Annotated in this window: 2 protein-coding genes; both read left to right on the top strand. The window is 65.7% G+C overall.

Annotation, left to right across the window (positions count from 1 at the left end; translation table 11 throughout):
• The first annotated feature begins 72 nt into the window (after positions 1-72).
• Positions 73-13,785: a non-ribosomal peptide synthetase gene (locus CDV46_RS25575; protein ID WP_087725818.1), complete on the top strand. Its 13,713-nt coding sequence runs from the start codon at positions 73-75 to the stop codon at positions 13,783-13,785.
• Positions 13,782-17,324 carry a penicillin acylase family protein gene (locus tag CDV46_RS25580; RefSeq protein ID WP_087725820.1) on the top strand — a complete coding sequence of 1,181 codons (3,543 nt, stop codon included), beginning with the start codon at positions 13,782-13,784 and terminating at the stop codon, positions 17,322-17,324. The genes CDV46_RS25575 and CDV46_RS25580 overlap by 4 nt, the downstream gene beginning before the upstream one ends.
• The last annotated feature ends 63 nt before the right edge of the window (positions 17,325-17,387 follow it).

Below are 17,387 nucleotides of genomic sequence, written 5' to 3' on the forward strand. Positions count from 1 at the left end.
GCGCGCCGACGTGCGCCGGATCGCTGTTCCGGCCCGTGCGCGTTGCGCGGGCCGTTACCGGAGGATGCTGGCATGGCCATGGAAGATCTCGACCGCGCGCTGCTGGAACTGTTGATGCTCGACACGCATGCGTCGGCGGCCAGCGATTCTGAGAGCGAACACGAGACCGAACGCGAGCGCGCGGGCCATCTCGCCGCCCGCCACGCCGAGCCTGCATCGCCGTCATCCGCCGTGCCACTGTCGTTTGCGCAACGCCGGCTCTGGATGGCGCAACAGTTCGCCCCGGACGACGATGCGTATCACATCGCGCGCGTATTCCGGTTGAGCGGCGGCACTGCGATCGATGCGAACGCCGTGGAGCAGGCGATCCGCGCGGTCATCTCCCGTCACGATGTCTTGCGCACCGCCTTTGCCATGCAGGATGGCGAGCCATCGCAAACGGTACTGCCTGAAGTGCCGTTCGCCATGACACGTCTGGACTGGCGCAACCTGCCAGCCTCTGACATCGAGACACGCGTTGCCGCGTTCGCCTCGGAGAGCGCCCGGACACCGTTCGATCTCGCCGCCGCCCCCTTGCTGCGCGTGAGCTGGATTGATTTGCCGGACCGCCAGCACGTGCTGGCCGTCACCATGCATCACCTGATTTCGGACGCCGCGTCGAACGACGTCTGGGCGCGCGAGTTTGCACAGGCCTATCAGGCCGTCGTGCAGGGCGCCGACCCGATGGCGGCACTGCCGTCGCTGGCGATTCAATATGCCGACTACGCGCAACGCCAGCACGCTGGGCTTATCAGTGGGCGATGGCAGGCAGCGCTCGACGGGTGGCGCCGCGATCTCGCGCACGAGTACGGGCCGTTGCAACTCCCCGCGCTGTCGGCACGTGAGGCCGGAGTGCGTCGCGGTGTGTTACGTCATCCCCTGGATGCGCCCCGGCACGCCGCACTGACCGCGTGGTGCCAGCAAGCGGGTGTGACACCGTTCGTCGCGCTGCTCGCCCTCTGGCAACTGACCCTGCGCCGGTATCACGGCGAGGGCGATTTTCTCGTCGGCGTGCCCGTCGATGGACGGCATATCCCCGGCACGCCCGATTTGATCGGATGCTTTGTCGGCACACAGGTGTATCGGGCCCGTCATCGTCCGGCACAGTCGTTGCGCGCTTGCGTTGACGATGTGAGCCGCACCCGGGTGGCGGCGCTGGATCGCCTTGACGTGCCGTTCGAGCTGGCACTGGATGTGGCGCGGCGTAGCGGCGGCAGCATTTTCCAGACGATGTTCAACTTCAGCCAGTCGGACGCTGCCCCGCAACTGCGGGTCGGCGACGTACAGGTTGACGTGCTGACGCTGGCCAACGACACGCCGCAATTCGACCTGACGCTGGCGGTCGACTGGCATCGACACGGCGCGGATCTCGATCTCGAATACGATCGCGACCGCGTCGATGGCGCGCTCGTTCATGCCTTGCTCGATGACTTCGGCCACTGGCTCGATACGCTGGTGAGTGCGCCTGAGAGGGCGACCGGCGCCGTCGTGCTGACCCAACGCGCTTCGCCGCACCTTGCTGCGGATTGCCTGCCCGATGAACTCGCGGCCAACGCGCACGATGCGCGGCTCGACCCGGTGCCTATACGCATTGCGTCGCGGGCGACGCAAGACCCATCCCGATTGGCGGTCGTCTGCGGCGAATCGCGTCTGACGTATAGCGAATTGCTGCATCGCGCCGATGCGCTGGCGCGACGCCTCATCGCTGATGGCGCGGGGCCTGATACTTGCATCGGCGTCGCGCTTGAACGCTCGGTCGATATGGTCGTGGCAGTGCTCGGCGTACTCCGCGCGGGTGCGGCTTACGTGCCGCTCGATCCTGAATATCCCGCCGAGCGTCTGGCCTACATCGTGGCGGACAGTGGCTTGCAACGGATCGTCACCTGCCCCGAAGTCGCCACGCGGCTGGCATTTCCGGCGGAAATCCGGACTTTTGAGGTGATGTCCGCAGACATTCCGGCCGACGAGGCAGAGGTTGCCTTAGAAGCCCTGAACGTGACCGTACTGCCCGAGCATCTGGCTTACGTGATTTACACGTCGGGATCGACCGGGCGGCCCAAGGGCGTCATGGTGCGGCACGCCGCGCTATCGAGTTTCATCGCGAGTCTGGGCGAGCGGCCCGGGCTAACGGCGGAGGATCGCTGGGTCGCCGTGACGTCACTGTCGTTCGACATTGCGGCGCTGGAGCTGTACCTGCCGCTCGTCACCGGTGCGCAATTGATCGTCGCGGACAAGCACACGACGCGTGACGGCGCAGCGCTTTCGCGATTGCTTACGGATTCCCGGGCCACGGTACTTCAAGCAACGCCAGCCACGTGGCGCATGTTGCTCGATGTCGAAACGCATGCCACGTCAGCCGGACGGTCGACGCATCAGGCCCTTCAGGGACTGAAAGGGTTATGCGGCGGCGAAGCGCTGCCGCCCGATCTGGCGCAGTCGTTGCTGGCGCGCGGCGTAGCCCTCTGGAACATGTATGGACCTACCGAGACGACGATCTGGTCGTTGGTCGCTCGCGTCGACGGCGATAAGACCCCCCTTGGTGCGCCGATTCGTGCGACACAGGCGTGGGTGCTCGACGCCAGTCTCAATGAGACGCCGACCGGTGTTCCGGGCGAGCTTTATCTTGGCGGCGAAGGGCTGGCACGCGGGTATTGGCAGCGCGCCTCGCTCACGGCGGAGCGCTTTGTTCCGCATCCGTTCGCCGCCGAAGGCGCAAGACTGTATCGCACCGGGGATCTGGTGCGGCGTCGTGCGGATGGCGATATCGAGTTCATCGGCCGCATCGATCAGCAGGTGAAGATTCGCGGGTTCCGCATTGAGTTGGGGGAGATCGAAGCGGGTTTGCTGGCTTGCGAGGGCGTGCGCGAAGCCGTGGTGACGGCACACACGGGGCCGGCCGGTGTGCGTCTGGTCGGCTATGTGACGGCATTGCCCGGCGCCCAGCTCGATGAAGTCGACTTGCGCCGTGCCATCGGCCACACGCTGCCCGACTACATGGTGCCGGGGCGCGTGCTGGTGATTCCTGCCATGCCGCTCACGCCAAACGGCAAGATCGACCGGCGAGCCCTGCCAGTGCCGCAGCAAAGTGACACTGTCTATGAAGCACCGACAGGAAACATCGAAACACGGCTTGCTGACGCGTGGCGCTCGGTGCTGCGTCTCGCAAACGACACGCTCATTGGCCGCGACGACAACTTCTATGCCCTCGGGGGTGACTCGATTCTGACGCTCCGGGGCGTCGCCCATGCGGCAGCGGCGGGCGTTGAATCGACACCTCGGCAATGGTTCGAGGCCGCAACGCTGCGTGCACTGGCGGCGTTGGTAACTGACGACGTGCCGCCGCAGAGTCGCCCCGACATGCTGGTTCGTGAGGATGGCCGATTGTGTATCGCCGCCTCACACGCTCAGCAGCGCCAATGGTTCCTGTGGGCGCTGCAACCCGAAAGCTCGGCGTATCACATTACCGGTGCCATGCGGTTGAAGGGCGCATTGAACGCCAACGCTGTCCGTCAGGCGTTCGCGGGCATGGTGGCGCGGCATGAAGTGCTTCGCACCACGTTCAGCGACAAGTCCGTCGGCGGCGACGACACCGAATTGCTTCAGATCGTGCACGCCGATCTGCCGTTTGAATGGCAGCACGTTGATGTCGCCACGCAAGATGAGGCGAACCACAGGGCGCAGACGTTCAACGACACGCCGTTCGATCTGCGCACCGGACCGCTGTTACGCGTGGCACTGCTGGCACTTCCCGGTGAGCCGGTCTCCGAACACATCCTGCTGGTCGCGATGCATCACATCGTCGCGGACGGCTGGTCCATCGATATTGTGCTTCGGGAATTTGTCGCCGGTTATCAGGCCGCTGTGGCTGGGCAAGCACCGGACCTCCCCGCGTTGACCCTGCAATACGCTGACGTTGCCGCATGGCAGCGGGGCCGACTCGCGGCGGGGGAACAGCAACGCCAGCTTGACTGGTGGCGGGCAGCGTTAGGGGAAGGCGAGACAGCACCCGTATTGCTGCTGCCGTCGGACCACCCGCGCGAACCGCTGGCGCAGTACACGGAAGCGTCCGTGCCGTTTTCGTTGCCGCCCGCATTGACGGCCGGTGTCCGCGAGCTTGCGGCGACCCATCGTGCGACACCGTTCATGATCGTGCTCGCGGCGTTCCAACTGCTGCTGTCGAGACACAGCGGCCTGCGCGACATTCGCGTGGGCGTGCCGATTGCCGGACGAGAGTTGCCGGAAAGTGCGCCACTGATCGGCTTGTTCATGAACACGCAGGTGTTGCGCGGTCGGCTCGACGCATCACAAACCGTTGCGGAACTCCTCGACCGAACCCGTGCGCACGTGCTGGAGGCCTCAGCCCATCAGGCATTGCCGTTCGAAGCGCTGGTCGAGGCACTGGCACCCGAGCGCAGCCTGACGCACACGCCCTTGTTTCAGGTGCTGCTCAACTATCAACGCGATGACGCGAGTGCCGTGCAGGCGCTCGATGGCCTTCACGTCGAGCGGTACTTGCCGCGCATGCGCGCCGCACAATTCGAATTGACGCTGAGTGCGCATGAGCTGGCGTCTGGCGGGCTCACTGGGAGCGTTGATTACGCGCGGGAGCTTTTTGCGCCGGAAACGATGGCTCGGCTGTGCGATCAGTTCGTGTCGCTTCTCGCGTCGTTCGTCGCCGCACCGGACACGCGACTGGGCGATCTCGCGATACTGACGGGCGATGCGCACGCGCGCCTTGTCGAGCATGGGGAAACACGGCTCGCACTTGAAACGTTCATGCCGGTACATCGTCGCTTCGAGGCCCATGTGGCGAGTGGTGCCGAGGCGGTGGCGCTGGTGCACGACGGCGTCACGCTCTCCCGCGCGGCGCTCGATACCCGCGCGAACCGACTGGCCCACCATCTGATCGCGCTGGGCGTCAAACCCGACACCCGCGTCGGTGTCGCCTTGACGCGCTCGGTCGACATGGTCGTCGGCATTCTCGCCGTGCTCAAGGCCGGTGGGGCGTACGTGCCGCTCGATCCGGACTATCCGCCGCAACGGCTCGCCGACATGCTTGAAGACAGCGGCGCGGGACTGGTGCTGGGCCACGCGGCGAGTTCGCACGTCGCGCTGCCCGAGGGTGCCGTGCGTGTCGATGTCGATGCGCCGCTGAACACGCCCGATACCGCCCCCGACGTGCCGTTATTGCCAGCGCATCTGGCTTACGTCATCTACACGTCAGGATCGACGGGCAAGCCCAAGGGCGTCGCGATCAGCCACGGCGCGCTCGCTGCGCAGGCGCGCGTCTGGGCGTCGCTGTGCGAGTTGTCTGCCGCCGACCGGGTATTGCAGTTCTCGACGATGAACTTCGACGGGTTCGTCGAACAGCTTTTCCCGGCGCTGCACGTCGGGGCCGCCGTTGTTCTGCGCGGTCCGCAATTGTGGAGCGCGGACGAGTTTGTCGCCAACGTCGCGCGTGACGGCGTCACCGTGGTCGATTTGCCGACGGCGTACTGGAACGTACTGGTTCAGGCGTTGGATGAGGGCTTCGACCAGCGCTCCCACGCGCGACCGCTCGCACAAGTTCGCCAATTGCACGTGGGGGGCGAAGCGATGTCCGCGCAGGGGTTGCGGCGCTGGCGCGACCAGACGCATCTCGGGCACATCCGCCTGCTCAATACCTACGGGCCGACTGAGGCGGCAGTCACAGCATCCGCGTGGGTGGCATCCGGCGAGACCGACGACAGTGCCACCAGCGTGCCGATCGGACGTGCACTGCAAGGACGACGGCTATACGTCGTCGCGCCCGATATGACACTGGCGCCGCAGGGCGCGATCGGCGAGCTGCTGATCGGTGGCGACCTGTTGGCGCGCGGCTATCTCGACCGTGCCGCCCAGACGGCTGACCGTTTCGTGCCCGATCCGTTCGGCGCGCCGGGCAGCCGGGCCTACCGCACCGGTGATCTGGTTCGTTGGCGGGCAGACGGGCAACTGGACTACGTCGGACGGGTTGATTTCCAAGTCAAAATCCGCGGCTTCCGCGTTGAGCTTGGCGAAATCGAGTCTGCATTGCTCGCGCAGCCGGGCGTGCGAGAAGCGGTCGTGACCGCCTTCGAAAGTGACGCCGGCACGCGATTGGCCGCGTACGTCACCGGGCAGGGCGGCCGCGCGCCCGATACGACGACGCTGCGCGCCGCGCTCGAAGCTGCCTTACCGGCACCGCTCGTGCCCTCGGCCATCGTGGCGCTCGATGCATTGCCGATGACGCCGGGCGGCAAGCTGAACCGTCGCGCTTTGCCCGCGCCGTCGTTCGAACAGGGCGGCTACGTGGCGCCCAGCGGCGAGCGCGAATCAGCGCTGGCGGAAGTCTGGGCCGAGGTGCTTGGCCTCGCGCGCGTTGGCCGCAACGACAACTTCTTTTCGCTCGGCGGCGATTCGATTCTGGTACTGCGAGTGGTGGCGCGTGCCGCCGCACGCGGTATTGCCATCTCGCCCCGGCAGATGTTCGTCCATCGTTCATTGGCCGCATTGGCGTCGGCATCGCTGGAAATGACCGACGCGGCGCTACCGCCCATCGCACGCACGCGCCGGTCGCGTTCGGCACTGCCCATGTCACATGCGCAACGCCGGTTGTGGTTCCTCTGGCATCTGCAACCGGATAGCAGTGCCTATCACGTTGCCGGTGGCATTGGCTTGCGCGGCATCTTGGACGAGACAGCCGTGCGCCATGCCTTCAGGGACATCGTGGCGCAGCATGAGGTGCTGCGCACGACGTTCGAAGTGCCGGAGGGCGCAACTGAGGCCGTGCAGGTCGTTCACGATCTGCCGGATTTTGTGTGGCAGGTGTTTGATGCCCACCCCGCCGATGCACCTGCTCGCGCGCAGGCTTTCACCGACGCCCCGTTCGATTTGCAGCGCGGGCCGTTACTGCGTGTGGGCATCATGCGACTGAAGGGCGTGCCACCCGAGGCAGACGCGGCGGATCACGTACTGTTGATCGCCATGCATCACATCGTGGCGGATGGCTGGTCGGTCGGCGTGCTGCTCGATGCATTCGTCGCCGCCTACACGGCGCATTGCCGGGCTGGCGCTCAAACGTCTGCCCCGTCACGGGTCGAATTACCTGTCCAGTACGGCGACTACGCCGCGTGGCAGCGCGACACGTTTGACGGTGCCGAGCGCGACCGGCAACTGGGGTACTGGCGCGCGCAGCTGGGCGACGCCCACCCCGTCGCCGATCTCCCACACGACCACCCGCGTCATCCGACCGGTGTGTACAAGGCCGCACGCCACCCGTTCCAACTCGATACGGCGAGCGTCACGTCTGTGCGCGATGCCGCCCGTCGCCACGGCGTCACGCCCTATGTCCTGCTCTTGTCGGCCTTTCAGGCACTGCTGCACCGCTGGTGCGCACAAGACGAAATTCGTGTCGGCGTCCCGGTCTCCGGCCGTGACCAGCCCGAGGTCGCCAACCTGATCGGCGTATTCATCAATACGCTCGTGATGCGTGCGGACTTCCCGGCCCGCATGTGTGTCGCGGAACTTGTGAGCATGATCGGCGAGCGCACGCAGCAGGCGCTCGGTCACCAGACGCTACCGTTCGACAGTCTCGTCGACGCGCTGTCGCCCACGCGCAGCGTCAGTCACACACCGTTGTTTCAGGTCATGTTCAATCACCAGCGCGAGGACTATCGCGTGCTGCGTGAGCTGCCCGGTCTCACGACCCGTCATTTCGACACGGGGGGCGAGGCTGCCCAGTTTGAATTGACGTTAAACGTCAGCGAAACGTCCGGCGGCGCCATCGCGGGCAGCTTCACGTATGCCCGCGAACTGTTCGAGCCGTCGACGATGGCACGTCTGTCGAGCCAATACGAAACTATGTTGTCCGCCCTGTGCGCCTCGGACGATGCCGTGATTGACGACGTCGTGCTCGTCGACACGGAGGCAGCGGCGCAACTCGACGCGTGGGGCGTCGCGACCGAAGACTTCTCAGCCGACGCGCCGGTGCATGTCCGCGTTGCTGCGCAAGCGCGTCGAACGCCGGATGCTGTCGCCGTGCGCGGGGATGACGAATCGCTGACGTATGCCGCGCTGGAACGCCGCAGCAATCAGTTGGCGCACGCCCTGATCGCGCAGGGCGTCGGGCCCGATGTGCCGGTGGCCATTGCGCTCGACCGGGGTGCCGGCATGCTCGTGGCGCTGCTTGGCGTGCTCAAGGCGGGCGGCTGCTATGTGCCGCTCGACCCCACGTATCCGGCGGAACGCCTGCGCTACATGCTCGACCACAGCGGTGTGACGCGGCTCATTACTCAGTCGCCGCTTCAGGCAACGCTGCCGTCGACTGTGGGCTTGGAATATCTGCTGCTGGATGGCTTCGACGGCGATGCATACGCCGACACTGCGCCCGAGGTTCAAGTCGGGGCGGAGCATCTGGCCTATGTGATCTACACCTCGGGCTCGACCGGCAAACCGAAAGGCGTGATGGTGCGCCACGGCGGGCTGTCGAACTTTCTGTCCAGTCTGGCGCAGCGCCCCGGGCTCGCAGCGGGTGACCGATGGGTCGCGGTGACGTCGCTTTCCTTCGATATTGCCGCCCTCGAACTCTTCCTGCCGCTCACGTTGGGTGCGCAAGTGATTGTGGCGTCGAGTGAAACCGCCCGTGACGGCTTCGCGCTCGCTGCGTTGTTGCAGGCAAGCCGGGCAACGGTCCTGCAATCGACACCCGCGACATGGCGCATGTTGCTCGCGGCAGACCAACCGTGGCCGGCGTTGCGCGCGTTGTGCGGCGGCGAGGCCCTGCCGCCGGATCTGGCCGATGCCCTGCGGGCGCGTGGCTGCGAACTCTGGAACCTGTATGGGCCGACCGAAACGACGATCTGGTCGATGCTTGGCCGCGTCGTCGGCAAGCCGGTGTTGGGCAACGTCATCGCCGGTACGCAGGCGCGCGTGCTCGATACCCGGCTTCAAGCAGTGCCACCGGGCGTGGCGGGCGAGCTATACCTTGGCGGCAGTGGTCTGGCGCGTGGCTACTTCGGCCGGGCAGACCTGAGTGCCGAGCGCTTTGTCCCCGATCCTTTTTCGCCAGACGGCAAGCGGCTTTACCGCACCGGGGATCTCGCACGCTGGAAGCACGACGGCACGCTCGAATTCCTCGGCCGTACCGATCATCAGGTCAAGATTCGTGGTCATCGCATCGAACTCGGGGAGATTGAAGCGCGTCTGGCCGCGTGTACAAATGTCGGAGCGGCCGTGGTCGTCGCCCACGAAGGGACGTCCGGCGCACAACTGGTCGGGTACGTCACGCTGGCAGACGGGGTGCCGGATACCGATGCGCTACGGCGTGAATTGGCCGCGCAACTGCCGGACTACATGGTGCCGGCAACCATCCTTGCACTGCCTGCGCTGCCGCTGACCCCCAACGGCAAGATCGACCGCAAGGCACTGCCTGCGCCAGACATCGCATCGCGAAATTTCTCAGCCCCGCAGGCGGGCGACGAGGCATTGCTCGCGGACGTCTGGCGTGACGTGCTGGGCGTCGAGCGCATCGGTCGCGACGATAACTTCTTCGCTTTGGGCGGCCATTCGCTGCAAGCCATGCAGGTCGTTTCGCTGCTGGCCACGAAACACGCGAGGGCACTCGCACTGCGCGATGTCTTTGCTGCCGCGACGTTATCTGCGCTGGCCGAACGCCTTGGGCAGGCCTCGCCGGATAGCGATGCACCGTTTGGCACTACGCCAACGCCCGCGATCATCGCGCCAATTCCCCCGCGAGCCGACCGCCAGCGTGCGCCGCTCACGCAGGGTCAGGCGCGTCTGTGGTTCCTTTGGCAGCTTGATCCGTCGAGCGCCGCGTATCACATGACGGGCGCGTTCCGGCTTGACGGGCAACTCGACTCGCAGGCGCTTGAACTCGCTGTGACCGACGTCGTCAAGCGCCATGACGTGCTTCACAGCCACTTCGAGGCAGTCGACGACACGCCGTGGCAAGTTGTGGATGCCGCCAATGCGTTCGGCTGGGCCGTCGAAGACCTTGAGCGCAGCCGCGGCGCGCTTAGTGAACGCCTTCAGGCACTATCGTCCAAACCGATTGACCTGACGCATGGGCCAATCCTTCGGGTGACGCTCCTGCGTCTTGGCACCACCTCACATGTTCTGCACTTTGCGACGCATCACATCGTCGCCGACGAGTGGTCGGTCGGGGTACTGGCGCGCGACTTCGGCAATGCCTACACGGCACGCCTGGCTGGCGGCGAACCCGCCTTCACGCCGCTGGCAGCGCAATACGGTGACTTTGCCGCATGGCATCGCGAATGGCTGGACGACGCGCGCGAGTCGGCGCAACTGGCGTATTGGCGAGACCGATTGGGTGACGAACATCCGGTATTGGAGTTGCCCGTGGCACGTAAGCGGACCGGCTTGCGCGCCGATCGCGGCGCACGCATCACCGCCGAGTTGCCGGGCGATGTCAGCCGCCGTGTCCGTTCGCTGGCACGCCGGCATGGCACGACACCGTTCACCGTGCTGCTCAGCGCGTGGCAACTCACGCTCTCCCGTTACGCTGCACAGAAGGATGTGCGCGTGGGCGTGCCGGTTGCTGGACGCGTCCACCCGGCCACCGATGATCTCGTCGGTTTCTTCGTCAACACGCTCGTCATCCGCAGCGCGTTGACCGGCCTGCAAACCCTCGGCGACCTGCTCGCGCAGACGCGCGACCGCATGATCGAAGCGCAAGCGCATCAGGATGTGCCGTTCGCACGCGTTGTCGATGCGCTGCAAACGCAGCGCAGCCTGAGCCATACGCCGCTGTTTCAGGTGATGTTCAATTACGGCGCGCGTGCCGGCAAGCCGACGTCGTTACCGGGTGTTCAATTCGGGCTGCTGGCCAATGAAGCGGCGACTGCCCGGTTCGATCTGGTTCTCAACGTCTTTGAAGATGAAGCGTTCGGCCTGTCGCTGACTTACGCGTGCGACATTTTCGAACGGGATACCGTTGGCGAGATGCTGGCGGGTTACCGCGCGGTGCTCGACCGGCTGGTCCGGGACGAAGCGATGCCGACGCCACCAGAGGTTGCGCTGGGTGACGTACGTCTGGTCGAAGCCCCCGTCCGGGTCACTGCAAAGCCGAGTCGTGCCGAAGGTGGCAACACGACGGACAAGCCGTGGCGCCCGGTCACGCAAACGTTGCTCGAAAAGGCGCGCTCACACGCGGGCGAGAACGCGGTTCACTGTGAAGACGAACACCTGACGTACGGTGAACTGGACGCATGGTCGGCGCGGGTTGCCCGGCGGCTCATCGTGTCCGGCGTGAAGCGTGAGGAGCGGGTGGGGCTGTGCCTGCGGCGGTCTGCGGCAGTAGTACCCGCGCTAATCGGTGTGCTGCGCGCCGGTGCCGCGTTCGTGCCGCTCGACCCGGAGTATCCGGCCGACCGTCTGGCTTACATGATGGAAGATGCGGGCGTCTCCCGCGTGTTGACCGATGCCGAAACCCGCCATGCGCTGGCAGCACTGTTTGTGCAGCGCGATGAGATCGATATCGATCAATTCAGACCGGCGCAGGGTGAGGGCGACGAAGCAGAGATTGACGGCGCGCCGCGCGACATCGATGCGCACGCGAAAGTCCAGGGCGACCAACTGGCGTACGTCATCTACACGTCGGGCTCGACCGGGCGTCCGAAAGGGGTGGCTGTCAGCCAACGCAGCCTCGCGCTGCACCTGAGTGACTTCATCACGACGTACGGCATTGCTTCGTCCGACCGTCAGTTGCAGTCATCGACCATCAACTTCGACGTGGCGTTGCATGAAATGCTGCCATCGCTCATGCAAGGCGGCAGCATCGAAATGCGCGGTGCGAAGCCGTGGGATCTTGCGACCACCAATCGCCAACTGGTTGCGCGACAAGTGACGTTCGCCCGGATTCCAACGGCGTATTGGCAGCAGTGGCTGCACGAGCCGCCTGACCCGGCGTCGCTCGCCTTGCGCCAAATTACCGTCGGCGGGGAAGGCTTGCCCGGTGATGCTCTGCGGCAATGGCGCAACGGGCCGCTCGCTCACATCCGTCTGGACAATCTCTACGGACCGACGGAGACCACCGTTGCCTGCATGTACCGGCCCACGCAGGACGCGGATTGTGCGCAACCCATCGTGTCCATCGGCGGCCCGTATCCGTCGCGCGACGTCTATGTCTGTGATGACACGGGCAATGCGCTGCCTGCCGGTGCGCTCGGCGAGCTGTGCATCGGCGGTGAAACACTGGCCCGGGGCTATCTTGGCCGCGCGTCGCTCACCGCAGAGAAGTTTGTCCCGGACCCACACCGTCACGACGGCGCACGCCTGTACCGATCCGGCGACCTTTGCCGTCAGCGACCGGACGGGACCATCGACTTCCTCGGCCGTATGGATCAACAAGTGAAGCTGCGCGGCTTCCGGATTGAACTGGGCGAGGTGGAATCTGCACTGCGCAGCGTTCCGGGCGTGCGAGAGGCCGTCGCTGAACTGCGAGGGCAGGGCGACGAGCGCCAACTGGTGGGCTACGTCACGGGTGATGCCTCGCTGGTCGATACCGACACGTTGCGCGATGCGCTTCAGACGCGTTTGCCGGGCTTCATGATCCCGGGCGCGTTCGTGCGGCTCGATGCGTTGCCGCTGATGCCCAACGGCAAACTCAACCGCGCTGCGCTGCCGGAGCCGACCGTACCGACGGCGGGCGAGACCGCGCAAGGGCCGATGACGCCGACCGAATCGCTATTGTTCGACGTCTGGCGCGACACCCTCGGCCACGACGGCTTCGGCCGGCACGACAACTTCTTCGCCATCGGCGGCGACTCGCTCGCGGCGCTCAAGGTGGCCGCGAACGCGCAGCGACGTGGCTTCGGTCAGTTCTCACTGGAAGGTCTGTTCGCACATCCGACGCTTGCCGTGCTCGCATCGTGGCTGGACGAGACCGCGCAAGGACGGCCGGCCAATATCGTCACGCTCAACCGTTCTTCGGCGACCACGCAACTGTTCGCGATTCACCCCGGCTACGGCCTCGTCGGCGAGTACCGGCCGCTGGCCAGCGCGCTCGATGACGTGGCACAGGTGCACGGCGTGCAATCGCCGATGTATACAGATGCCACGTGGGCCCCCGATTCGCTCGGGACGCTGGCAGAGGATTACGCGACGGCGATTCGCCGGGTGCAGCCCAATGGCCCGTACCGTTTGCTGGGCTGGTCGAGCGGTGCCGCCATCGCGCGTCATGTGGCGGGTGTGCTCGTCGCGCAGGGGGAAGTCGTCGACTTCCTTGGCAGCGTGGATGGCGAAGCGCCCCAAAGTGCAGCATCGTCAGGTGAACCAGCGACTACCGTCGATATCACGCACGCCATGCAGGTCAATGACGCAGAGATCGACCACTTGCTGGCCGCCATGCAGGCAGACGCCGGGCGGTGGCAGGGCGTGATTCCCGAAGGCGACGACGGACGGCAATGGCTCGCCACCGTACTGCGCATCGGCAAGCATTTCGACGCCGTATCGGCGAGCGGGCACGACGCGGCGCCGTTGCCGGTGCCGATGCACCTTTGGCTCGCACGCCGCGACGGCGACACGACGAATGCGCTCGATGCGATCGCCGCCACCCGCGCGTGGCGGGCTCAGGCCGGACACGTCACCGTCGAGACTTTCGACACCGATCACACCGGCATCGTGCGTCATCCGGATTTCATCGCGTCGCTGCATCGTGCTTTCGATTCGCTGCTTCAACAGAACACCTCGGCAGGCAATCACTCATGACATTTCGCATCAACCATCCGGATCGTCGTCGCCCTGTCGGTTCACGCATCATGCTGGGAGCGCTCTGTCTTGCCGTGCTGGGTGGCTGCGCGGCAGACGCGTCGCACTCGCCAGCGGTGGCCGGTAGTCCGGAGCCGCAGCGCTATCGCGCCCAAATCGAGCGGACGACGGACGGCATGCCGCATATCGTCGCGAACGATTGGGGAAGCCTCGGCTGGGGCGCGGCGTATGTGCAGGCACAGGATGACCTCTGCACGATGGCGCAGGCGTTCGTCACGTATCGCGGCGATCGGTCGCGCTACTTCGGCGCGCAGGGCACGCAACCGACCGCCTCGACGCTGGGTGACACCGACAATCTGGATTCCGATGTCTTCTTCCGGCTGGTGGCCGACAACGCGCGGTTACAGGCGTACCGCGAGGCCCAGACGCCGCAATTTCGCGAACTGGTCGATGGGTTTGCCGCAGGCTACAACCGCTACCTGCAAGACTGGCAACGCAACAAGAGCGCGCCGTCGCACGCGGCTTGCCGTAGCGAACCGTGGGTGACGGCCATCTCGCCGGACGATGTCTACCGGCGCTTGTTCGCTGCCAATCTGGCGGGGGGAATGGCGCGATTTGCCGGGCGAGTGGCGGGCGCGATGCCGCCGGGAAAAACGTCAGGAATACCTCGGCAGCCCCAAGTCAGCACGTCGCCGGTCGAAAAGCTCGCGTTGCGTGACGGGGAGTTCGACGTCGGCGGCGGGCGCGGCATCGGCAGCAACGCACTCGCGTTTGGCGCGCAGGGTAGCGCAGGCGCACAGTCGGTGCTGCTGGGCAACCCGCACTGGTTCCTCGAAGGGCCGGACCGCTTCTATCAGATGCGACTGACCGTGCCGGGACAGCTCGACGTCAGCGGCGTGTCGTTTCTGGGCGTTCCTGTGGTCATGATCGGCTTCAACCACGACATCGCATGGACGCACACGGTATCCGCCGCGCGGCGCTTCGGCCTGTTTCAGTTGTCGCTCGCGCCGAATTCCGAGACCACTTATCTGGTCGACGGCAAACCTGTCGCCATGACGCCCGTGACCGTGACGGTCCCGGTCCGCGAGGCGGACGGCACGGTGCAACCCCGAAGCCGCACGCTCTACCGCACGGCGCTGGGGCCCGTCGTCAATCTCGGTGCGATGTCGCCCGCGTTGCAGTGGCGGGCCGGTGCTGATGGCAAGCCCGGTCAGGCATTCGTGATTCGTGACATCAATGCCGACAACTACCGGGTGTTCGCGAACTTCCTCGCGTGGGGGCGTGCGACGTCGCTCGACGATTTCGTCTCGATTGCCCGCCGGGAAGCGGCCACGCCGTGGGTCAACACGGTCGCTATCGGTCGCGGCGATCCGCGTGTGTGGTTCGGCGACGTCGGTGCGGTGCCGAACGTGCCCGACGCGCTGGCCGCACAATGCACGCCGCCGCTCGGCAAGGCGTTCGCCGCACAGGCGCCGGGCGTGCCGTTCCTCGATGGGTCGCGTTCCGCGTGTGGCTGGCAGTCCAGCCCGGATGCCGCCCAAGCGGGGGCGTTGCCCGCCGACGCCATGCCGCAGCTGTTCCGCCAAGACTACGTCGCGAACATGAACAACACGCATTGGATCGTCAACCCCGCGCAGCCGCTGACCGGCTTTGCCGCCGTGACGGGCGGTGAGCGCACGGAAATGGGGCTGCGGCCGCGGCTGGGTTTCCGTCTTGCCGGCCAGCGCATCCGTGGCAGCGACGGCCTCGGGTCGGCGGGGGCAACGGCCGACAGCGTCGCACGCGCTGCGCTCGACGCACGTTCGATGTCCGCGCTGCTGTTCAAAGCGCAGGCGGTCGCGAGTGCCTGCAAGCCCGACGGTGGCCGTCAGATCGTGTCGGTGCAACCCGTCGAAAAAAATCAGAGCGCAACGCCCGCGCGAGATGTCGACATCGCCGACGCGTGCCGTGTGTTGCAACGCTGGGACAACACCGCCAGCCCATTCGCGCAAGGCGCGGTGCTGTGGGATGCGTGGTGGGCTCAGATCAAATCGGTCCCGGAAGACAAGCGGTTTGCGGTGCCGTTCGACCCGCAGCGTCCGCTCGATACCCCCAACACGCTGAATGTCGACGGCAAGACACTCGCCAAATGGCTCGGCGTCGCGGTGTTGCGACTGCGGGAGGGGGGCTTCACCCCTGACGCGGAAACCGGCTCCGCCATGTACGCAGTGCGCAACGGCGTACGAATTCCGTGGTTCGGCGGCTGCGACGACGAGGGCTATTTCACGTCGGGCTGCAATAGCGACGCCCGCATCGAGGACGGTGCGCTCAAGATCGACGCGCACGCGTTTTCGAACAGCTACTTGCAAGTGGTCACGTTCGGTGCGAACGGCGGGCCGGTGGACGCCCGCACGCTCATGGCGGGCTCGCAGTCCGATGACCCGGCCTCGGCGCACTTCGCCGACGGCACGCTGCGCTACAGCAAGCAGGCATGGGTTGCCCGCCCGCTTGACGCGACACGCACCGGTGACAGCGGGCTGTGGCTGGACAGCGTTCAGGCAACCCCGGCATCGTTGTCGGATACGACGCAGGTGAAGACCATCGCGGTGCGTTGGCAGGCGTTGTCAAAGCAGGACATGCCAGCGCGCGAAGCCAGTGAGTTGCTTGCTACATCCGAAGGCGAACTCGTGGCGGCAGAGCAGGACAGCGTGGTCGTTCCGCTGCGTATGACGCCCTCGGATTTGCAGGCAATGCTCGCCCGGCTTCACCGCTTGGGGCGTATCGAGGTAATGGTGCGCACGGAGCATGGCATTGCCGAGCAGGTCATTCGTTCGTCGAAGCCGTTCTTTGACGCTAGCGGCAAGGCGACCGGGGCGCTGGACATGACGGTCGATGCGTCGCGCTGGGCATCCGCGTATGCCGTCACGCGCTACTACGGGGTGAAGCGCGAACCCTATCGTCAACTGCAATTCTTCGACGCGCAGGGGCGCAATATCGCCAAAGTCACGTCCATGGACGAGCAACACGTGACGGACTACGATGCATTCGTCGTGGCATTTCGTTCAACGGGGACGCCGGGCACGGCGAACGACGTCGCAGTCCCAGCTTCGCCCGGTGTATCGCGGGAACGTACCGCGGACAAGCTTTGCCAGCGCTCGGATCAGGATGGCCGCCGGGCAAGACTGGCCTTGGCCGATGCGCTCGACGCCGCGAAGTCTGGCGGATGGCCGGTGCGGATCGACGTCAGCAACGACGGCGCGTCGTTGGCGCAAGCCGGGCGCATCAAGCAAATCAGGAATATCGGCGGTGGATGGTTGAGCGTGCAGATTCGGGATTTCACGCTGCACGTGCGCGTGTCGGGAATCGCCGCGAAGTGTGATGACTTCGGCAAGAACGACGGGCAAATCACGTTGCTGGACAGCCGGGGCGTGCCGTCCGTCTCACTGACGCTTACGCGGCAAGCCACCCCACAACAGCACCAACGCTGGCTTGCCCTGTGGCAGGAGAACCCTTCAGCCAGCGGCAAACAAGCTGTCTCGCAGAACGCAGCCACTAGATAACCCCCAATGACATTACCGCTCGCGCCGGTCCTACCGAACGCCGCAAGCGGACAAGAACCACTG

This window comes from Pandoraea sp. PE-S2T-3, assembly GCF_002179965.1.
Lineage (GTDB): Bacteria > Pseudomonadota > Gammaproteobacteria > Burkholderiales > Burkholderiaceae > Pandoraea.